Below are 21,816 nucleotides of genomic sequence, written 5' to 3' on the forward strand. Positions count from 1 at the left end.
GCTCGAAGGAGCACAGTGACCGACACCGCCTACCCGCCCGGCGCCCGGATCGAGGTCCGCGACGCCGAGTGGATCGTCCGGACGTGCGCGAAGGTCGTGCGTGACGACGACCGCAATCACTACCGTGTCACCGCCGTCGGTGCTTCGGAGTTTGTACGCGACGAGGAAGCGGTCTTCTTCACCGAACTGGACCGGATCAGCCTGCTCCGGCCCGAGGACACCATCCTCGAGCAGGACGAGACGCCTCGTTTCGCGAAGAGCCGACTCTTCCTGGAAGCCGTGCTGCGCCGCACGCCGCTGCCGCAGACCGAGACCGGGCTGGCGCTGGCCGACCAGTTCCTACTGGATCCGCTTGCCTATCAACAGCGTCCGGCGGTGAAAGCATTGGAGGCGCTGCGTCCGCGCATCCTCATCGCTGATGTGGTCGGTCTCGGTAAGACGCTCGAGATCGGTCTCATCCTCGCCGAGCTGATCCGGCGCGGGCGCGGCGAGCGCATTCTGGTGGTCACACCGCAGCAGGTGCTCGAACAGTTCCAGCACGAGCTGTGGACCCGGTTCGCGATCCCGCTGATCCGATTGGATTCGGTTGGCATCGAGCGCATCCAGCGTGACATCCCCGCCGGGCGCAACCCGTTCACCTACTACAAGCGGATCATCGTCTCGATCGACACCCTCAAGAACGAGGGCAAATACGGCCAGCATCTGGAGAAGATGAACTGGGACGCAGTCGTCATCGACGAATCGCACAACCTGATCGGCGAGACCAGCCTGCGCAACAAGCTGGCCAGGCTGCTCGCCCGGCAAACCGATGCACTGTTGCTGGCTAGCGCCACCCCGCACAACGGCAATAGCGAATCGTTCGCCGAGCTGATCCGCATGCTCGATCCGGCCGCCATCGCCGACAGCTCGAACTATCAGGCCAAAGACATCGCGCACCTGTACATTCGACGCACCAAGACCGATTCGGAGGTGCGCAACCAGATCGGGACGAAGTGGCCCGATCGCGGGCCGTCGGTGCCGGTGCGCTGTGCCGCGACGCCAGTCGAGGAGAAGATCTTCGCCGAGCTGACCGAAGTGTGGCTGGCGGGTGAGCAGCGGCTCGGCGGTCCGGTGGTGGGCACCGCCAATCGGCTGTTCCCGTACACGCTGCTCAAGTCGTTCCTGTCTTCGCACAAGGCGCTGGCCAAGACCGTGGCCAATCGGTTGAAGTCAGCCGAGGAACCGCGGGAGATCGAGGCCCTGAAGACGTTGGAGTTCTTGACGTCTCAGATGAATGACGACGATTCCGCCAAGCTGGCGGCGCTCGTCGACAAGTTGAAGGAGATCGGAGTCGGCCCGAAGAGCCACACCCGCGTGGTGGTGTTCTCCGAGAGCATCGAAACCGTCAACTGGCTGCACACGGTGCTTCCGCGCATGCTGCGTCTGCCCGCGGACGCTGTGGACAAGCTGCTCGGCAACGGCATGTCCGACCAGATCCAACACGACATCATCGAGCGATTCGGTCTGTCCGACAGCAAGGTTCGTGTGTTGGTGACCACCGATGTCACCTCTGAAGGCGTCAACCTGCACCGGCAGTGCAACCATCTGATCCACTACGACGTGCCGTGGAGCCTGATCCGGATCGAACAGCGCAACGGCCGCATCGACCGCTACGCGCAGAAGCATCAGCCGCAGTTCAACGCGCTCATCCTCACCTCGGACGTGGAGGGTGTGAAGGACGACCGAACCGTGGCGGAGAAACTCCTCACCAAGGAGGAAGCCGCGCACCGCAGCCTCGGCACCGCGGAAGCTGTCACCGGTGAATACCGTGCCGAACGCGAGGAACGCCGCCTGATCCAGGATCTATTGGCGGGCAAGACCGTTGAGGAATCCCTTGATGAGCAGCCTTTCGGTGACGTGCTCGCCGACCTGCTCGGCTCGGTCGGCGTCGAGGCATTGGACGCCGACCCCGCCCGTGCGGACGCGCCACGTCTGTTCGACAGCACCGAGACGTTCGTCAAGGAGTCCATCGAGTCGCTGAGACTGCTCGGCGATCTCGAAGACGACGGAGAATTGCTGGCCTTCACCCCACCACCGGACCTGGTCCACCGCCTGTCCGCGCTGCCGGCCGACTACCTGCGCATGCACAAGGTGCGCGATCGCATGAAGGTCACCTTCGATCGAAAACTGGCTCAGCGCAAGCTTTCCGAGGCGCGCGACACCAAAACCATGTGGCCGGAGATCGCCTACCTGTCCGACCTGCATCCCCTGGTGGATTGGGTCACCGACAAGGTCCTGGTTCGATTGGGCCGCCAGAAGGCTCCCGTCATCGTGGCCGCGGTGAACGAGCCGGTGTTCCTCATCCAGGGCATCTACTCCAACGCCCTCGGCCAGCCCACCGTCGTGGAATGGATGGCCGTCACCGGCGAGGGTGTCTTGCCGACGCCGATGGCCGAGCTGCTGGCCGATGCCAAGGTGGGACCGGCCATGACCAACACTGGCCAGGCCATCGACCTCGCGCCACTGCAGGCTCGCGTCCCCGCGGTCGTCGAACTGGCTCGCGATCACCTCGAAGCCCGTCGCGGTGAGTACGACGCCAAAGTCGTCGCGCCACTGAATGATTACCGCGGCCGACTGCAATCGTGGGAACAGCTAACCCTCGACGGCCTCCATGTCTCTCAGCGGGGACGCAAGGAGAAGGACGTCACCGACACCGTCGAGCGCCAGCAACGGCTGCTCGACGCCATGCAGACCAATGGCGCACCCCTGCTGCGGGTGCTCGCCGTTCTCGTACCGGAGCAGGAGGCAGCGCGTTGAGGCTCGACTCCCTCGTCAATCGCGGCGATTACTTCTCGGCCCACTATCTGGCCGAGGTCTTGCCGAAGGACCTGAAGAAGAAGGACGGCCTGCTGGCCCGCTGGGCCGAGGAAGAGAAGCAGCACCGGCAGGCCGAATCCGACGATTCGAGCCCGAAGCGAGCGACCCCACGCCAGGGCCTGCGCGCCCTCGGCAAGCCGTACTTCGCCGACCGCCCATTCTTCGCCGACCTCGACGCCCGCCGCCGCGACGGCGAACCGCTCACCGCGAACGAGGCGGCCGAACAGCGCAAGAAGCTGCACGAGCTGCACGGTGATGTGCTGCGCGCCCTGGGTTTCGATGCTCAACCGCGAGAACTGAGCGTCGAGCGCGCGGGCCGCGAGCACACCGTTCCTGTCGCCTACGCCGACGACCACCTCATTGCCATCGAATGCGGCTGGGCCGTGGACGTGGACGCCGCCCTCGACGACGATCAAGCCGGAAAGCTCCTCGACCCGGTCCAACTGGACAACACCGCGCAGATCCGGTCCGCCTCGAAACTCGCCAAATGGCTGTTCGCCGACGACACCCCGCCCCGCTACGTCCTCATCCTGGCCGGCGGGGTGGTCATCCTCGCCGACCGAGCCACCTGGAGCGAAGCCCGCTACCTCGGCGTCAGCCTGGATATCGCGCTGGGTCGCAACGACATCGACGAACTCTCGGTCATCGCCGCCCTCTTCGGCGCGGACTCGCTCCTGCCGCCCGCCGAAGGTGGCTCCGAACCCCTCGCCGACCTGCTCAACAGCTCCCGCAACCACGCGGTCGGCGTGTCCAAGGAACTCCGCGACGGCCTGAAGGAATCGGTCGAACTCATCGCCAACGAGGTCCTCGACCGCATTCGCGCCCAAGGCGCACGTCCCGAAGACATCATGGAGCCCGCTGCCCTCGCCAAGGAACTGGGCCGCGAATCCCTGCGCTACCTCTACCGAATCCTGTTCCTGCTCTATGCCGAAGCCCGCCCCGAACTGGGCATCCTGCCCACCGACGATCAGGATTACGGCAAGGGTTACAGCCTCGCCCGTCTCGGCGATCTCGTGGTGCGCGACCTCGGCGGTGAGGAATCCCGCAACAGTCTGCACCTGTACGAGTCCTTGGACCTGCTGTTCCGCCTTGTCAACGCGGGGCATCGCCCGCGCACCGGGCACGAGATCTCCGAAGACGAGGGACTGCGATTTGAGCCCATGCGCTCGGACCTGTTCGAACTCGGCGCGATCGGTCTCATTCGCAAGGACTTGCCGCTGGATGACGATGAAGACCGCACCATCGACACCCGCCTGCGCAACGCCTGCCTCTACCAGGTGTTGCGGAAACTCATGCTCGCCAAGGGGCGTCGCAAGGAACGCGGCGGCTTCATCTCCTACGCCCAGCTCGGCATCAACCAGCTCGGCGCGGTGTACGAGGGCCTGATGTCCTACACCGGTTTCATCGCCACCGAAGACCTCCTCGAAGTCGCCAAGAACGGCGACTCCAAGGACGGCTCGTGGATGATCCCGGCCTCCAAGGAAACCGAATACCCCGCAGAGGTTTTCGTCCCCCGCGTGGACGACGATGGCACGAAAACCGAAGAGTACGTGCGGTATCCGCAAGGATCATTCGTCTACCGGCTAGCCGGCCGCGACCGCGAGACGAGCGCCTCCTACTACACCCCCGAATCCCTCACCAGCGTCACCGTCCAACTCGCCCTCAAATACCGCCTCGACCAAGACGGCACGACCACCACAGCCCGCGAGATCCTCGGCTGGAGGATCTGCGAGCCCGCCCTCGGCTCGGGCGCGTTCCTCAACGAGGCCATCAACCAGGTTGCCGCCGAATACCTCAAGCGCCGCATGCGTGAACTCGGCACGGAGATCGACTCCGAGCAGTACGACCAGGAGCTCCAGAAGGCGAAAGCCTATATCGCCCTGCACAACTCGTACGGCGTCGACCTGAACGAAACCGCCGTCGAACTGGCCGAGGTCTCACTCTGGCTCAACGTCATGCACCCCGGCCTGCAAGCTCCGTGGTTCGGCTTGCACCTCCGCCGCGGCAACTCACTCATTGGCGCGGGACGCAAGGTCTACACCGCAGCCCAACTGACCAAGGGAGAATGGCTCGGCCAAGCCCCCGAGGACTTGCCGTTCTCCGCAGGGGCCTTGCCCGCGGGCCGGATTCATCACTTCCTGGTACCGGCAGACGGATGGGGCGCCGTCGCGGGCGCTAAGGAAGCGAAAGCCCTTGCCCCCGAACAAGCCAAGCAATTGGGGGACTGGCGCAGGGGCATGAAGAAACGGGTCTCCGACAAGAAGACCAACGGCCGTAAGCTCTCCCAGGTCCAGCGCCTCCAGGCTCTGTCCGGACGTGTCGAATACCTGTGGGACTTGGTGATCCAGCGGCTCACGATCTCCGAGCGGGAAATCAGCCGCAAGATCGACGTCTGGGGAGCGGATTGGCTCAGCCAACCTGAGCACGCCGTGCCCAAGGAGAAGGTGTACCAGGATCTCACCGCACCCGGCACACCGTACTGGCGGCTGAAGAAAGTCATGGACGCATGGTGTGCCCTGTGGTTTTGGCCGTTGGACAAGGCCGGGCTGCTGGATGGCACCGACGCGGTCTATGCCAGCGCCAGCGGGACCAGTTCCATCCTGGATTCATTGGTTCCGGAAGCAGCTCCCGTCCAGCAGCAGGCAACCATGGAATCAACCGGATTCGAGCAGGTCTATGTCACCGAATCGCTGTTCGGTCTGGGAGATGAGCAACTGGACCTTGCGGAGTTCGCACAACAGCAGACGTCAACTGCTCGGAAACGACAGTCCATCCGGCGCCCTAAACTTGAATCAGTCCGTGCGATCATCCCGCTTCAAACTCTTGACGACTGGCTGGATTTCTCCGAAGCGGTGCTTGGCCGGACAGACGTGCCCGAGGACTCGCTCGTCACCAGCTTCGAGAGTCTTGCCGATCTGGAATATTACGAGGACCAACTGCCCGTTTGGATGGGTATGGACTCGGAGTTCAAACTCGGCGAACGGTTTCCGTGGCTTGGGGATGTGGAGAATATCGCCGAGGATCAAGGATTCTTTCACTGGGAACTTCAATTTGCTCAGATCTTTAATAGATTTGGCTTCGATCTCCAGGTTGGAAACCCGCCATGGGTCCGGCCCACCTGGAAAGAAGATTCGGTTCTGGCCGAGTTGGACCCGTGGTTCATGTTGTCCGAAAATCCGGATGTTCTTGAGTGGGCTGATCGTAAAGGGGTGAGCCTCGGAACCGATGCGGCAATCGAGTATTTCGCAGGTGAGCTTTCGAGCAATTGGGCGGTGTCAGAATTTATTGGTGGCGGTATCAACTATCCGACGCTGGCGGGAACTCAACTAGATCTCTACAGGGGGTTCATGTGCCGTGTGTGGGATAGTCTTGGGCGTCGAGGAACTGCCGGTTTGATTCATCCGGACACGCACTTTACTGGCACCAAGGAAGGGGTTATTCGAGCTAGGGCATATCATCACCTTCGCTTGCATTCACATTTTGTTAATGAGCGAATCTTGTTTGATATTCTGAATCGCAACGAATTTGGTATCCATATCTATGGTCGACCCAAGGAGATCGATTTTGCGCATTTGAGTTGGATCTTCGCGCCTGAGACTTTGATCGGATCGCTGGATCATCCTGGTGATGGGGATGTGCCTGGTATAAAGAACAACGGCATCTGGGACATTCGACCGCACTCGGCGCGGATAATCAGGGTAAATGAGAGTGTATTGACTGAATGGCAAACTCTGCTAGATGCAGATGGCGCCCCGGTTGACCAGACTCAGCTCCTGTATCCGGTCAGCTCGGCCGAGGTGGGTGCGATTAACGCATTGATTGACTTTGATTGCCGCATTGTCGTCAATGACATGCATATTAGCTATGGACTTGACGAGGCGAAAGCCAAAAAGGAAGGGTTGATACGCTGGAATACAGCTCGAGTCGACCGGCTCGACGAGGTTGTACTGCAGGGTCCCCACTTTGTTCAGGCTACGCCTTTTGGTAAACAGCCCAATATTCCGTGCCGGTCGAATCGAGATTGGTCGCTATGGAACTTGTCTAATCTTGCGAATGATGCTGTGCCGGCAACTAACTATGTGCGGGCAGTGGGACGTGAAGAATATGTTCAGGCGCAGGATACCTGGGGTGGTCGTAAATCTGTTGAATACTATCGACTGGCGTGGCGTGTAATGATGCGCCTCTCGAATGAGCGATCACTCTTTGCCGCACTGATTCCGCCTGGTCCTGCGCATGTGGATCTTGTCAATTCACTAGCGCTTTCGAGTAATCGGGAGACGGTGCTTGTGTCTGGTTTTTGGGCTACTCTACCCCTTGACTACCGGCTGCGCATCGCGGGGAGGAAACACCTCCGGAAGTCGGAAGTTAAAATGCTTCCGTCGCCAGATTCGACACACCCGCTGGCGGTGCCGCTCTTGTTGAGAACTATGCGCCTCAATTGTTTGACCGATGCCTATGTGGAGCTGTGGGATGAGCTCTTTGATCCCGACTGGGTTAACGAGAGTTGGGCAACAGAATGGCCTGGTTTGAGGCCGATAGGCGAGGTGGGCTCAAAGTGGTGTTATCAAACTCCCTTGCGTACTGAGCGTGAGCGTCGTGCTGCGCTGGTTGAGCTGGATGCGCTGGTGTCGGTTTGGCTTGGTATGACTGAGGAACAGCTCGTGGCGATATATCGTTCGCGCTTTCCGGTCCTATTGGACTATGAAGCGCAGATTTGGCACGATGCCAATGGTCGCAAGATCGCTGGAGATCACAATACATTTGGTTGTGGTCAGACCAAAGAGCATTTCAAGCAGCTTATGGCACACCTTGATCCCGAGGTAAACGGCCCAGTCCCAGATGGTTACTCGGCTCCCTTCTACAAGACTGTGCGCGAGGCTGAATACCGCCAAGCCCACGCGGTTTTTGCGGATCGGATGCGTCAGGCTGGCTGGCCTGTGCCTGGTGCAGGTACTGACCAGGATGGTGCCTCGTGAAACCAACGCTGGCGGCTGAGGAGCTGCGCAAGAGTCTGACGCAGTACCTCACAACGACTTTCGCTCTTGCGGAGCCGACAGTTCGCGATGCGCTAGAACGCTTTCTGGAGCACCCGCATCAGGGCATCTTCCGGGGACCGTATCTGCGCATACGTACGAAGTTTCGCAAGGTGGACGAGAAGAAGTGGCGGAATCCCTTGCAGTGGGCGCCCGTCGGTTTCGTGCCACACCTGCATCAGGCGGAGGCATGGCGGCGTCTCAGCAGCCTCGGAAAGCGTGCTGAACCATCACTTATCACCACCGGCACCGGTTCGGGCAAGACGGAGTCGTTTCTGATCCCAGTACTGGATCATTGTCAGCGGGAACGTGCGAACGGGCACCATGGTGTGAAAGCCGTATTCCTGTACCCGATGAACGCGTTGGCCACCGACCAGGCCCAGCGCATCAACGAACTGCTCACACAGACCGGAATGGAGCAGGTGACCGCTGCGCTGTATATCGGCGACACCCCGGAGGTCGGCTACCCGAAGGTGATGACCATCCGGTCGGAGATTCGGCGGAATCCGCCGGATATCCTCATCACCAACTACAAGATGCTCGACCTGCTGTTGCAGCGGGCCGAGGATCTGACGTTGTGGGAGGACGCTCGGATCGCCTATGTGGTGGTGGACGAGTTCCACACCTATGACGGCGCGCAGGCCACCGATGTCGCAATGCTGTTGCGCCGCTTGGCCGCTGCTACCGGGCACTCCCGTCCCGGGGAGCCTCTGGGGGATATTTGCCCGGTGGCCACTTCGGCGACGCTGGGGGAGGGCGGGGACAGTACAGAGATTCGGCGGGTAGCCGAGAAGGTGTTCGGCGTTGCGTTCCCGGAACAGTCCGTGATCGGTGAGGACCGGCTCACCGTGGACGAATTCATGGACGAGCTCGACATGGAATTGCCGCTGCCGAGCCCGGATGAACTGCTGAGATGGCCCGACCCATTGCAGCATCCGACGGCGATGGATGACATCGCCGGGGCCGTGACGGGTAAGACCACGCTGGGACCGGCTGAGCTGGGCCGATATCTGCGTAGGCACATCCTCACCCACGCAGTGCTGGAGATCCTGAACGGCCAACCATCGCAAGGGCATCCGCGCGCCATGGGCGAGATTCTGGAGCTGCTGCCCAAGCGTGGCGCGTACACATGGGGTGCGACGATTCGCGACAATCCGCGTCGTGCGGCCGCGGCGCTGGCTCGGTTTATCGCGCTGCTGTCGATGGCCCGGGATCCGGATAACCCGCAACAGCCGCTGGTGCTGATCGAAACCCATATCTGGGCGCGCGCCGTGTCGCGATTGACGCGGGTGGTGGATACCGTGCCGGCATTCGCGTGGGAGGGCGAACCGCCTGTCCGCGAGGCGGATTCGCTGCTGGATGTGAGTGGTCAGCGGACGTTGCCCGCTGTCTACTGCCGTCATTGCGGCCGGTCGGGTTGGGCGGTGTTCTCACCGGAACGCGATCCGACCGAGCTGGTGGTGAACCCGGACAAGATCTACCGCTCCAATGTCGGCTCGGAGAAGAAGCGTGTGCGCGCGCTCATCAAGGCCACCGATCAGGAGGTAGCGGCCGGGGTTCGGGTGCTGGTGCTGGAGGGGGATCGGGTTCGGCCGCTGGACCCGCAGGACACGCTCCGCGAGGACACCGTGTACGTCCTGGGCGACGTCGGGACCAGTCCCGAGTCCAGCCGCAATGCCGAGAAGGATCGGTGCCCGGCCTGCAATATGGATGAGGGCATCCGCTTTCTCGGTGCGGGTCTGGCCAGTTTGGCATCGGTGGCGATCACCCAGTTGTTCGCCCGCGATCAGCTCGAGCCCGCGCAGCGCAAGACGCTGCTGTTCAACGATTCCGTGCAGGATGCGGCGCACCGGGCGGGGTTCGTGGCCAACCGGTCGTACGCCTTCTCGTTGCGCAGGTTGATCACCAGCCGCGTTGCCTCGGTTCCCTCGATCCTGTTGCACGACTTGATCGCTGATCTGGCGGCGGAAGCCACCGATGCCGATGCGCTGCCCGCGGTGGTCCCGCCCGACCTGCACGACATGCCCGAGATCGATGCCATCCTGGCCGAGACGACCAGCGGCTCACCGAAGGCGTGGAACCTCATCGGCGAACGGCTGGCCTTCCAGACCATTCTCGAGTTTGGGTTGCGGTCGCGGCAGGGCCGTACGCTCGAATTGACCGGCACCACGGCTGCGGAGGTGGTGCTCGAGGACCCACTGTTGATGGCGGACCTCGCCCGCGACGCGCACTTGAAAGTCCAGTCCGGGCAGATCGATCCGCAGTCCCCAGAACGGTATCTCGTGTTCGTGCGCGGTCTGCTGGAGCGCATGCGCTATCGCGGCGCGATCAAGCATGCGTGGCTGGATGATTGGATCAAGAACGCGGGAACCAAACGGTTCGGCACTATTTGGGGTCGCCGCGCGGACGGTATGCCCGCCTTCCCGCGTGGGTTGTCCGCGCCCACCTTCGTCCGGGACCGTGCCAAGAAGGGTTCGGAATTCGACGGCATCGAATCGGATCAGGGGTGGATGCAGGACTGGGCGATGCGTTGCCTGGGGTTGGCGCGTGGGCAGGCCGGTGAGTACCTCACGAAGTTGCTGCCCATGCTCGCCGCGCAGGGCGTCATCGCCAAACGTGTCGCCGGGGACGGCTCCACACAGATCTACGGCTTGCAGCCCGGTCACATTCGGATTCGGTTTCTGGATGACCATGAGGTCGCCGACGCGGGCATCGGCTGTGACCGCTGCTCGTGGCAGCAGACCGTGCATCCGGAGGACGTCGACGACTGGTTCGGCCAGGCTTGTCCCCGATACCGTTGCGGCGGAACGTTATCCGTGCGTGGACTGCTCGACAAGAACGACTACTACCGTCATCTGTATCTGGGTTCTCCGTTCCGGGTCGTGACGGCCGAGCACACCGGTTCTCTCACTCGGAGCCAGCGTGAACAGGTCGAGCAGCAGTTCCGCAACGGCACTCGCTACAGCGATCCGAATGTGCTGTCCTGCACGCCCACACTGGAACTCGGCATCGACATCGGCGACCTGTCGGCGGTGGTACTCGGTTCCCTGCCGCCCGGCCCGGCGAATTACGTGCAGCGCGTGGGGCGCGCCGGCCGCAAGACCGGCAATGCCTTCCTTGTCACCCTCGTCGGCCGCCGACCGCGCGATCTGTACTTCCTCGATGAGCCGCGCGCGATGATCGACGGCGACATCATCCCGCCCGGCAGTTACCTGTCCGCGGTGGCGATCCTGCGCCGGCAGTACCTGGCCCACCTGATTGATCTCGCCGCGCGCGACAAACTGCCCGGTGTGCTGCCTCTGCCACGGCGGGCCTCCGCTTTGTTCGGCGATACCGGTTGGCTGGCGGGCTTCATGCCCGCGGCAACGGCTTCCGGAGCGGTCGGCCCGTTCCTGGACCTGTTCGACAGCAACGTCACCACCGAAGCGGCGAACGATCTGCGCGCCTTCGCCGCCGGTGGAATCGTCGAAGCCATCCGGCAGGCCGAGGCGGCATGGGATGAACGACTCGCGGATTTGCGTGAGCGTTTGCGTCTCATCGACACCGCGATGGAAGAGTCCCAGGATGACGCGGACAACCAGATCGTCAAGCGATCGATGAAGCAGGAACGACGCGCGATCTCCAAGCGCATCAACGAGATCGGCGGCCAGAATGCCCATGGTGCGTTGGTCGAGCTGGGCCTGCTGCCCAACTATTCACTGATCGACTCGGCTACCACGCTCGAAGCCACCCTCACGTGGGATGAGAATGCCTCCAGCGACGACTCGCGCTTCGCGGGCAAGCCCGGCGACGACAAGGCCCCGCGTGAAGATCGCACGTACCACAGCGAGATTCGCGAATACCGCCGTCCGGCGCGGGTGGCGCTCACCGAGCTGGCTCCTGGCAACACGTTCTACATGCGCGGCTACCAGCACGAAGTCAGCGGGTTGGATGTCGGCACCGCGAATCGCCCCGCCTGGCAGCACTGGCGGGTGTGTCCCGACTGCGGTCACGTGCGCACGTCGTGGGCGATCGAGGACATCTCACCGTGCCCGCGATGCCAGTCGCGCGATATCGGCGAGATCGGCGCGCTGCACAAGGTGCTGTGCCCCACCCGGGTGACCGCACACGACCGCCGCGACGATGTCCGCATCCGCGACGACCAGGACGATCGCAAGCGTCGCTACTACGAAACCGTCGTCGCCGTGGACATCGACGCCTCCGCAATCGAGGAGGGATCGTGGCGGCACACCAAAGCCGTGTTCGGCGTGGACTTCTCCCGGCGGGCAATGGTTCGGCGCTTCAACCTCGGCACCACGCGGTACGACCGTCCGGCCACCGAGCGATTCGCCGGTGAAAGCGTGCGTCTCAATCCGTTCCACACCTGCCCCATCTGTGGCGGCACCACCGTGGACGGACCGCCGGTCGCGGCGTCGAACGGCCTTGTCGCACCGTCGATCTGGGACAAGTCGCGGCAGCATCACCGGCCGTGGTGTCCGCATCGGCGCTCGGCGAAGGACGCCGACTACCTGACCTTGCTGCTGGCCCACGAGCTCGAAACCGAGGCACTGCGCATTCTGCTGCCGGTCGCGACCCTACGCGCCGAAGAACGTTCCGCAACTTTCCAAGCCGCGCTCATGGCGGGTGTGGCGCGAAAGTACGGTGGTGACCCGGATCATCTCAAGGTCGCCACCGCCACGATGCCCGATCACGACACCGGGCGCCGGCGACAATTCCTGGTGCTGCACGACACCCTGCCGGGCGGGACCGGCTACCTGCACCGTCTGGCCAGCGCCGACCGATTCCGGGAAGTGCTCGTTGCGGCGCGCGATGTGGTGTCCACCTGTCCATGCCAGGACGAGGACCCGCCGAAGCGTGCGTGCCACCGTTGTTTGCTTGCTCATGTCGAGGATGACATGTACGACAAGGTGAGTCGTCTCGAGGCCCTTGAGATGCTGGATGAGCTGCTTTCCGAGTGGGAAGTCGCCGAGGTCGCCGACACCGATCAGATCTCGTTGTGGGATCAGGTGGAGAGCGAACTCGAAGCCCGGTTCCTGGACGGACTCACCAAATGGGCGGGCCGTCCGGAGACGGGAACCCTGGCTCGCGGTGAGCTGGTGGGCGGAAAGCGGACTGCCGACCTGCGCGTCGAGGGACCCGATGGTGAGGTTCGGCATTGGAAGATGCTGTTGCAGAACACCATTCGAGGAACGCGCCCGGACGTGGTGTTCCGTCTGGTCGGTGACGACACCCAGGAGATCTCGGTCTATCTGGACGGCTACGAATTCCACGCATCCCCGGCCCATAACCGGCTCGCCGACGATGCCCGCAAGCGAGCTCGCCTGCGCGCGCACCGCGGCCTAGTCTTCCAGATCACCTGGAACGACATCGACAACTGGGAGCTGCGCGGCTTCGGCCCGAACACCTCGCGAGACCCGCTGTTCGCTCCATATCAAGGCAACGCACAGAACGCAGCGCGCGGCATCTACCAGCAGCGCACGGGTCGCAACGCCGATGAACTTGTGACGACCATGTGGACCAACCCGGTCGACACCTTGCTGGCCTACCTCACCGATCCAGATCGGCGAGTCTGGCTGGCACGGGCCGAGGCCGTGGTGGCCGGTGCGACGAAGACCGCGAAGAAAGTCCCCAGCTCTTCGGACACCGCAGGGGTCGCGAAGCGCGTGACGGCCGCCCTGCACGGAGAACGGCTGCCCGCCGCCGAGGTCGGCAAGATCGCGACCATCGCGGCCGGGCCATTGACGATCGTTCTCGATCAGCGCTCCGAACCGGCGTGGAGCGCGTTCACGGTGATCGACGACCGCGCCGAGACGATCGAAGCCGAAACCCACAAGGAACGCTGGGCGAACTGGCTGTACTGGGGAAATCTGTTGCAGTTCCTCGACTTCGGCGGCGGTGACAGCGCTCAACTCGCCCTGTCCACCCTGGAGGAGTTCGACGCCGGTCAGCTCGCCGCGGCTGGCGGCAGCGGCTTCCTCACCATGCTGAGCCTGCTGCCGCTCGACGAGGACCTGACCGACGACACCTTGCCTCCGCCGCCGCGCCGGGAACCTAAACCGGAACCTCTGACCGCGACCGACGACCGTGCCATGGTGGCGGACTGGCAGCAGCCGCTCGATCTGCTCGACCCGGACGAACCCGGTCTCGCCGAACTCGCGCACGAGCTAGCCGCGCTCGGCGTGCCCGCGCCGGAGGTCGGCTACGAGCTCGGCGATAATGCCTGGCAAGCGGAATTGGCCTGGCCCGCAGCTAAAGTCGCGGTAGTGCTGGGCGCGAACGATGACGAGGCGCGCAAGCGCGACGCTGCCTACACGGAAGCGGGCTGGGAGTCGCGACCCGCGCCGGCCTGGACCGCGTCTGAACTCGCCGAACGAATCGGAGGTGCACGATGAGCGGCGCGACACTGCGGATGCTCGACAAGGCCTACAACGAGGTGCTGAAGCTCCCACGCGCGGTCAAGGGCGCGATCTACGACTTCCAGCACAAGTTCCGGGAGAACCCGGAATCTCCCGGTCTGCAACTCAAACAGGTCAAAGGCAATTCACCGCTGTTTTCGGCACGCGTCAACCTGGACTACCGGGCGCTGTTGCTGCACGCCGGCAATCAGGACTATGTGATCGTCGCGATCAAGCCGCGGCAGGAGGTGTACGACAACCTCGATCGTTACGCCTACCAGGTCAACCCGGTCAGCGGCGGCATCGAATTCGTTGACCTGGTGACGGCCGAGGCCACTGTACCGGAGGAACCGGCCGGGCCGGCACCGCTTTTCGCGAAGTACTCCGACGAGACCCTGCTCGGACTCGGTGTGGCGGAGCCCATGCTCATGCTGATCTCGAAGCTCACCACCGAGGACGAGCTGCAGGCGCTCATCTCCTACGCGCCGCAGCTGACCGCGGAGGTGCTGCTGGAACTGTTCGCCGGTAAGACGCCCGAAGAGGTCATGGAACAGATCACCGCTCCGGTCGCAGCGGCGGAGGAGATCGACGTCGAGGACTACCAGGCCGCGCTGGAGCGCCCCGCCACTGCCACCACCGAAGACGGTGCGCTGCAGGCGATTCTGGAAGAGGGCGACTTCGGGCGCTGGAAGGTGTTCCTGCACCCCACTCAGCGCAAGATCGTCAATCGTGAGTACGGCGGCCCGGCTCGAGTCAGCGGAGGTCCCGGCACCGGAAAGACCATCGTCGCGCTGCACCGAGTGAAGCACCTGGTGGACCGGCTCGGCCCCGGAACCGGCAAGGACGTTCTGCTCACCACCTTCAACACCAACCTCGCCGCCGACCTGCGACAGCGTCTGCTGGACCTGGCCGGACCCGAAACCCTGGCGCGCGTAGACATTTTCAATATCGACAAACTCGCCGTCAAAGTGGCGACCGAAGCCTCCGGCAGTGCCGGGCGGCAGTGGATCAACGACGTGAAGGCCGTCGAGGAATGGCGCCGTCTGCTCGAGGAACTAGGTGAGCAGCAGTGGGATGCGCAGTTCCTGCACGACGAATGGAGCCAGGTCATCCTTGGGCAGGGGGTGACCACCCGCGCGGAATACTTCAAAGCCCGCCGCGCCGGGCGCGGACAGCGCATCGGCAGGGAAGCTCGCGCGTCGATCTGGCGTCTGGTCGAACGCTTCGTCAAGCGGCTGGATGACCAGCGGATGTGGACACTGCGGCAGGTCGCTGAACGCGCCGCCCTGCTGGAAACCGATCGTGCGAACAACATCGCCGCAGCGGACGACGTTGTGCCGCAAGAAGGTAGCGAGCTGCAGCACCGCTACCGGCACATCATCGTGGACGAGGCACAGGACCTCAGTCCAACCCACTGGCGGATGCTGCGCGCGATGGTCGCCGAAGGCCCGAATGACATGTTCATCGCCGGCGACACCCATCAGCGGATCTACGGCCAGTACGCGTCCCTCGGCCAGCTCGGCATCAATATCCGCGGGCGGTCGGCCAAATTGACGCTGAGCTACCGCACCACTCACGAAATCCTGGGCACGGCAGCCGCATTGCTGGGCGACGAAGAGTGGGATGATCTCGATGACGGCAACGACGATCTCGCGGGCTACCGTTCGGTGCTGCGCGGACTGCCACCCGCGCTGCAGCCTTATCCCACATGGGAAGCCCAACTGGACGGGATCACCGAGCAGATCGTGAAGTGGGGTAGCGGGTCGATCGCGGTGGCGGTGCCGGAACGGTGGATGACGGAAGCTGTCTCGAAACGCTTGAGCAAGGCCGACATTCACGCCAGCGTGATCGGCACAGAGGGCCCGCGAGAGATCGACGCGCCGGTGCACATCGGCACCATGCACCGCTTCAAAGGTCTGGAATACCAGCGCATGATTCTCGCTGGCGTCTCGGAAGGACTGCTTCCTGGGAGCTGGATCCTCGAACTTAAGCAGACCGATCCCGCGCGCTACCGTAGCGAGATCAAGAAGGCCCGGTCGCTGCTGTTCGTCGCGGCCACGCGGGCCCGGGACAGCCTGATGATCAGCTGGAATGGAAAGAAGAGCAGGTTCCTGGCGTGAACACCATCGCCGACCGGTACCACATCACCTCAGCCATCGGGCGCGGTGGCATGGGTGAGGTGTGGAGTGGACTCGATCTGCGTCTCAACCGCAAGGTCGCCATCAAAATGATGGCCCCTGAGCTCGCGAGCGATTCCGACACGCGGCGTCGCTTCAACCGGGAGGCCAGGGTCACCGCTCGACTGCACCACCCCGGTGTGCCCGCGGTGTACGACTTCGGTACCGACGGTGAGCTTTTCCTGGTGATGGAGCTGGTGCCCGGCGAAAGCGTCGGCATGCTCATCGGCGAGCAAGGAAGCTTGCCGGTGAACTGGGCCGCGTGCATCGCGGCCCAGGTGTGCGCCGTCCTGACTGCCGCTCACCGGGTCGAGTTGATTCATCGGGACCTGAAACCGGAAAACCTCGTGCTGACCCCCAACGGCATGGTCAAGGTGATCGACTTCGGCGCCGCCACATCACTGAAGGTCGGGGAGTACTCCGCGATTACGGCGTGGGGCAATGTTCCGGGATCGGTCCATTACATGGCCCCGGAGCTGCTGGAGGGCGAATCGGCCAGCAACTCGAGTGACCTGTATTCGGTCGGGTGTCTACTGTACGAAATGCTCACCGGTCCACGGCCGTTCCGATGCCGCAACAACTCGACCGAGGTCGGGTGGTTGCGGGCCGATGAACCGCAGCCTATGAACGGGGTTCCACCAGAGCTGGAGGAGCTCACACGCCAGTTGCTAGCCACGGATCCGGCACAGCGCCCAACGGATGCGCTCGCCGTCCACCGGCTCCTTCTGCCCTGGATCCGTGGACTCACCCCGCTCCCCGGATGGATCGACCGTGATCTGTCCACTGACCCGATCCACCTGTACCTGCATGCCTTACCGAATCCGATGTAAGCCGGCTCGCTTCATCTATTGAGCGTTGCTGATAGATTTGGATCACTAGCAACGGTCTGGCCGGACAGACGCCGACCTCGCGGCGGCGATGTTACTGCCGGAAGGAACTCGCCGGCTGCGGTGTGGGTGCCCTGCATGAAGCTCGTCCATGCGACGAGATCGAACTCGATGGCTCTAGCATCGCGGTGTTGCTGTGCCGCATGTAGAACACATCAAGACGATCTACGCGGATGGCGAATGTGTGATCGACGCAACTATCCGGAAGTTCCGGATAGTTCGTATCGAAGGTGCTCGAAGGTACGAGATGTACACGCGATACGAATCGAGGCCTCCGGCCCCAAACTCAGTGGGCCTTCGTACCGTCTGAGCCATTGGCTGGATTGCGTGGTGGTTCATCTCGTACTCGATCGGGGTGCGCATGCCTAGGGCGGATTTCCATGAGCCGATCGCGCGGCATCGCATCGATGCGGTTGCGGCAGAGGGAATTACGGTGTTGTCCACCGCCGCCAAGGGCGAGGCCGATGCGGACGACGCCGACGAACTGGTGGGGGGCCTGTGGCCTGGCCGTTCGGCAGTGAGGCCCATGCCCTCGACTCTGCCGTTGCCGCGCGCGAGTCATCGCGTGCGAATTCCCATTCACGGCCGCGCCGAAAGCCTGAATCGCGCGGCGGCGGCCTGCAGGAAGTCGGTTTCCGGTGGTCGCCGCCACGCGAGCCGACCACCGCATACGCACCCCCGCGTTCGCGCCAAGAGGCTGAATTTGGCAACGGTGGTGCTGATCTGCCTCTACGCGAAGCCTGCGTCCGCAGCGCGGAAATAGCGCGGTCAGCCTGCGATGATGGCCTCGCGCTTATCGAAGCCGCGCACGAGAAACTTCAACATCAGCCGGATGAGCAGCCCGGCGTCCTGCTTCAACTGTGCCAGTTCGGGTTCGGTCGCGTGCTGGAGCACGCGTGGCACCTCGAACTTCAGGTTTCCGCCCTGTTTCGCCGCGTTCTCGATGCGCTTCCAGTCTTCGAGGCTGACGTACGCGTCGATGATCGGGAACACCACTTTTTCCTCATCGGCGATGTGCTCGCTGAGCAATGCGTGTGCGGTTTCCAGCGTCTCGGCGAGTTCGGCTGCGGCCGCTCTTTTGTCGTTGGCCACGTCAAACGCGGCTGCGCGTGTGCGCAGTGTCGCCAGCAACTCGTCGACGTGGATGTGATCGTCTTCGAGTTCGCGGACGTCGACGGCGGGCCCGCGGATTCGATGAGAAGCGGCCAGAGTACGTCGTCTTCGATGGTGTGGTGGTGGTGGATGGAGTCGCAGAGGAGATTCAGGTACTCCGTGATGGCAGCGGCGCGCCGGGGCGGGCATGGGGATCCGGCCGCGATCTGGGCGGTGATCTGCACGAACCGCTGGGTATCGGCGATCATCCCGCGGTGCGCGATCCGCATCCCGGTGACGTCAGGGGTTACCCGGGTGGCGGTGCCGGGATTGGTGGTCATGATGGCTCCTCGAAAGTTGCGGCCCGTGCGCGGTGGCGGGCAGGTCGCGTGTTTGTCGGAGCAACAGTGCATTCCGTCGCTTGTGCCGAACTTATCGGTGACTTAAGGCGGTTTCACTTCCTCTGCGATGCCCACCAAATGTCTCCGCTCGAGTGCGGGCCGTCAGCGCGACGTCGGTGCACCGTCGATGCCGCTGTGAGCAGCGGCGGGGGCGGCTGGCGTGGGAACGATGACTCGAGACTTGTCGAGAGTTGTTTCGGTGCAGTCGGGGTCACCTGCGGCAGGAGGCATTACGGTCCGCCAGCGCTGGGCCCGTGAGCTGTCGCATACCCAGCAGCGGTCGCGCAGAGCTTCTACCTTCTGTGGGACTGATGAAGATCGACTACACCCGGTTCCCGGTTTGTGTCTTCTGCTGAAGTCTGTCATACAGGGTCTGGCCGTCGAGGCCGCCGTCGGGCCGGTGGTAGGGGTAATAGTCTTGCCACTCTTTGAGTTTCGCGTTGAAAATGTTCACGTCGTCGATGACGACACCGTCGAGCAGCCGGTAGAACTCCTCGGCATCGATGCGGTGAGAGCGCTCCACCTTCCCGTTCAACCGCGGGGTGCGGGGCTTGATGTATATAAAGTCCCAACACATATCTGACACACCGGCGACAGGACATCTCGGACGCTGACGGGCTTGTCGATGAGTCTTCGTCGATGAGCCGGAAAGTGATCACGATGGAGCAGAAGTTCGCTGCTGTGTTCGCTGATGTCGCTTCGGGACGATCGACTGTTGTCCAGGTGTGCGAGGCGCGCCCGGGCTGTGCGGCCGCTGAGGCATGGAACACTCTTGCGCATATCCGGTGGCGGTTGGCGCAGGTTCTACCTTCTGCGCCGCGCGCGCACCGGATATGCGACAGTTCGGCCTGGAGGGCTTGGCGCCGCAAGCCGAGGCGGAGGGTTAGGGGACGGCTGGTGTGCCGCCGGGGACTACCGGTAAGCCAGCTGCTTGCCAGGCCCGGAAGCCGCCAATGAGGTCGGTGGCTCGGTGCAGGCCGAGTTCGAGTGCGTCGGCGGCGGCGAGGCTGGAGGCGTAGCCCTCATTGCAGACCAGCACCACCGGAGTGTGCTCGGTGAGACCGGGCAGCCGGTGCGTGCCGGTCGGGTCGAGCCGCCATTCCAGCACTATTCGTTCGACCACGACCGAGCCGGGGATTTCGCCTTCGGCGAGACGGTTGGCGTGCGGGCGGATATCGACCACCAGTGCGCCGTCGGCCAACAGTGCCGACGCCTGCTCCGGGTCTACGCGGTTCAGCTTGGCCCGCGCCCGGTCGAGCCTTTCCTCGGCGCTGATAGCGGTACCTTCTTTCATCGCCGGGACCTCCGGGGAACGCTTTTGGTGCTTGTCCTTCGAGGACTGTCATGAGACGGCGTCCCCGAGGGCCTTTGCCGGAGGCGCGTCGTCTCGCAAGGTGTCGTCCCAGCGAGGACTAATCTATATGGCTGTGCCTCTCTAGCGCTCGGCTCCGTCATGACCACGTGGGCGGCTGTGCTGAATGTTCGCTCGCTCATACGCCCACGAAATCCGTCAGTGCGCGGTACTCGCGGACCGGCCGAAGCGGTGGTGAATACGCGTGCACCGAAGCGGCAGGGCGGGTGCTGTGATTGCGCAGCCGATGCGCGCGATCGGGTCCGAATGCGACCGTTTCACCGGCCTGCCATTGCGCCGTGCGCACCGGCCCGCCGGGGTGGCTGTATTCCTCGCCGAGTTCACCGATGGATACCGTGAACGAGCCGGACGCGCCGCCGTGATCGTGTGGTTCGGTGCCCTGTCCCGGTGCCCACGACAGCAGCCACACCTCGACGCCCATGGTCAGCGCCAGCCGGGTCCACCAACGTTGCTGCGGGTCGAACCGCACGATGTCCAGAAGCGGAGTCGCAAGGGCATCGGCGACCGACCTGGTCAACTCCCGCAATTCCGCGGGTGACCACAGCGTCCGCTCCGGACACACCGCCTCGCGCATCAGCGGTACATCGACCGCGGAATGAATATCGTTGGTGTGCTCGAGATTCACCGGCAGTGATGTGGTCAAGCGAGATACTCCTGACATGGTCGTGGTGGACGATTCAACTGCGCTGCCAACAAACCGCGACGACGCGGTCTCGCGCATTGTCCGGCACCACGACGCCGTTGCCATCGGTCTCGATCACCATGAGCAAAACCCGCGTGCGCACCGGCATCGCCGAGGCGCGGGCATTGGCCGGGGTCACCGAGTGCTATCTGGAGGACCCGGTTGGCGCGCTCGCCATGACGCGACCCATCTTCGACACTCCGGAGTTGTCCGGACGGCGGCGCATCCGACTGGCGGAAGCGGTGTGGGGTGCGGCAGTAGAGGAATCTGATGACCGCCACCGCCGGGCTGTCGCCCTCGCGCCTTTGTGCCCGACGCGCTAATCGCCCTCGGCGCGCAGGTTTTCGAGCAGTTCGAAGGCCCAGCGGGCCTCGACCGCGTCGGGACCGGCCACACCCATGGCGGTCAGAACGGTCAGCAGCATGCCGGTGCTGAGGAATCGGCGGATATCCATGACCGATGCGCCGGTGAGTTCCCCGACCAATCGGCAGATGCCGCCGAAGCGGGCGCGGACTTCCGGACCGATGGCCGGATCGGAGGAGGCGGCGAAGGAGTGCAACAGGACCAGGAGTAGTTCGCGTTCGTTGAGGAATGTCTGATAGCCGTTGCCGAGGGCGCGGATCTTCTCCTCCGGGGTGGAATCCGGCGTGATGTTCTCGGCCGCGGCCGCGCGGAATGTCTTCTCTATGCGATCGCAGACCTGATGCGTGGCGGCCAGGAACAGCTGCTGTTTGGTGCCGAAGAGGCGAATCACGTACGGCTGCGAAACCCCCGCCAGTCGCGCGATCTCATCGGTTTTCGTCGCGGCATAACCCGATCCGGCGAATGCGGTGATGGCCGCGCGCAATACTTCCGCGCTGCGTTCGGTCGCGGTCATCCGGGTTCGGGCTGGACTCGCCATCGTGCTCCACTTCGTCGTCG

At 63.5% G+C, this 21,816-nt stretch carries 10 protein-coding genes and 2 pseudogenes; 7 read left to right on the forward strand and 5 right to left on the reverse strand.

The genetic code is table 11. The annotated features are described in order from the left end of the window. The first annotated feature begins 15 nt into the window (after positions 1–15). The 6 genes and pseudogenes from ACQP2U_RS13035 to ACQP2U_RS13060 form a co-directional block, all read left to right on the forward strand. Entirely contained in the window at positions 16–2,796 is a 2,781-nt protein-coding gene (locus tag ACQP2U_RS13035) for a helicase-related protein (RefSeq protein WP_433714884.1), read from the forward strand. Continuing rightward, positions 2,793–7,832, forward strand: a complete 5,040-nt coding sequence (locus ACQP2U_RS13040) for an Eco57I restriction-modification methylase domain-containing protein (protein WP_433714885.1) — start codon at positions 2,793–2,795, stop codon at positions 7,830–7,832. Before ACQP2U_RS13035 ends, ACQP2U_RS13040 begins: the two co-directional genes overlap by 4 nt. Continuing rightward, positions 7,829–14,281 carry a DEAD/DEAH box helicase gene (locus ACQP2U_RS13045; protein ID WP_433714886.1) on the forward strand — a complete coding sequence of 2,151 codons (6,453 nt, stop codon included), beginning with the start codon at positions 7,829–7,831 and terminating at the stop codon, positions 14,279–14,281. Before ACQP2U_RS13040 ends, ACQP2U_RS13045 begins: the two co-directional genes overlap by 4 nt. Further along, positions 14,278–16,404: a UvrD-helicase domain-containing protein gene (locus ACQP2U_RS13050; RefSeq protein ID WP_433714887.1), complete on the forward strand. Its 2,127-nt coding sequence runs from the start codon at positions 14,278–14,280 to the stop codon at positions 16,402–16,404. Before ACQP2U_RS13045 ends, ACQP2U_RS13050 begins: the two co-directional genes overlap by 4 nt. Further along, positions 16,401–17,291, forward strand: a complete 891-nt coding sequence (locus ACQP2U_RS13055) for a serine/threonine-protein kinase (RefSeq protein WP_433714888.1) — start codon at positions 16,401–16,403, stop codon at positions 17,289–17,291. The genes ACQP2U_RS13050 and ACQP2U_RS13055 overlap by 4 nt, the downstream gene beginning before the upstream one ends. A 433-nt stretch (positions 17,292–17,724) precedes the next feature. After that, positions 17,725–17,967: pseudogene (locus ACQP2U_RS13060) on the forward strand (TrmH family RNA methyltransferase); the annotation flags it as partial. Between the two features lie 149 nt (positions 17,968–18,116). Here ACQP2U_RS13060 and ACQP2U_RS13065 read toward each other — a convergent pair. The 4 genes and pseudogenes from ACQP2U_RS13065 to ACQP2U_RS13080 form a co-directional block, all read right to left on the reverse strand. Further along, entirely contained in the window at positions 18,117–18,479 is a 363-nt protein-coding gene (locus tag ACQP2U_RS13065) for a hypothetical protein (RefSeq protein ID WP_433714889.1), read from the reverse strand. A gap of 684 nt (positions 18,480–19,163) precedes the next feature. Beyond that, positions 19,164–19,397 (reverse strand): annotated as a pseudogene (locus ACQP2U_RS13070) (integrase core domain-containing protein); the annotation flags it as partial. A 327-nt stretch (positions 19,398–19,724) separates the two neighbouring features. Beyond that, complete coding sequence (locus ACQP2U_RS13075; RefSeq protein WP_433714890.1) at positions 19,725–20,135, reverse strand: rhodanese-like domain-containing protein; 411 nt, start codon at positions 20,133–20,135, stop codon at positions 19,725–19,727. A 196-nt stretch (positions 20,136–20,331) separates the two neighbouring features. Next, positions 20,332–20,856, reverse strand: coding sequence for a cysteine dioxygenase (locus tag ACQP2U_RS13080; RefSeq protein ID WP_433714891.1), 525 nt, complete (start codon positions 20,854–20,856; stop codon positions 20,332–20,334). A gap of 119 nt (positions 20,857–20,975) precedes the next feature. Between ACQP2U_RS13080 and ACQP2U_RS13085 the strand changes: the two genes are divergently transcribed. Next, a complete protein-coding gene (locus ACQP2U_RS13085; protein WP_433714892.1) occupies positions 20,976–21,218 on the forward strand; it encodes a hypothetical protein in 243 nt (80 codons plus the stop codon). On the opposite strand, the gene ACQP2U_RS13090 is transcribed toward ACQP2U_RS13085, so the two are convergent. Further along, positions 21,215–21,796, reverse strand: a complete 582-nt coding sequence (locus tag ACQP2U_RS13090; RefSeq protein ID WP_433714893.1) for a TetR/AcrR family transcriptional regulator — start codon at positions 21,794–21,796, stop codon at positions 21,215–21,217. The genes ACQP2U_RS13085 and ACQP2U_RS13090 overlap by 4 nt on opposite strands. Positions 21,797–21,816 lie beyond the last annotated feature (20 nt).

Source organism: Nocardia sp. CA-084685 (assembly GCF_050955785.1).
In the GTDB taxonomy this organism is placed as follows: domain Bacteria; phylum Actinomycetota; class Actinomycetes; order Mycobacteriales; family Mycobacteriaceae; genus Nocardia.

Coding starts and splice junctions, on each gene's coding strand:
- ACQP2U_RS13085 (WP_433714892.1), top strand. CDS start 20,976: ATGAGCAAAACCCGCGTGCGCACCGGCATCGCCGAGGCGCGGGCATTG.
- ACQP2U_RS13075 (WP_433714890.1), bottom strand. CDS start 20,135: ATGAAAGAAGGTACCGCTATCAGCGCCGAGGAAAGGCTCGACCGGGCG.
- ACQP2U_RS13050 (WP_433714887.1), top strand. CDS start 14,278: ATGAGCGGCGCGACACTGCGGATGCTCGACAAGGCCTACAACGAGGTG.
- ACQP2U_RS13090 (WP_433714893.1), bottom strand. CDS start 21,796: ATGGCGAGTCCAGCCCGAACCCGGATGACCGCGACCGAACGCAGCGCG.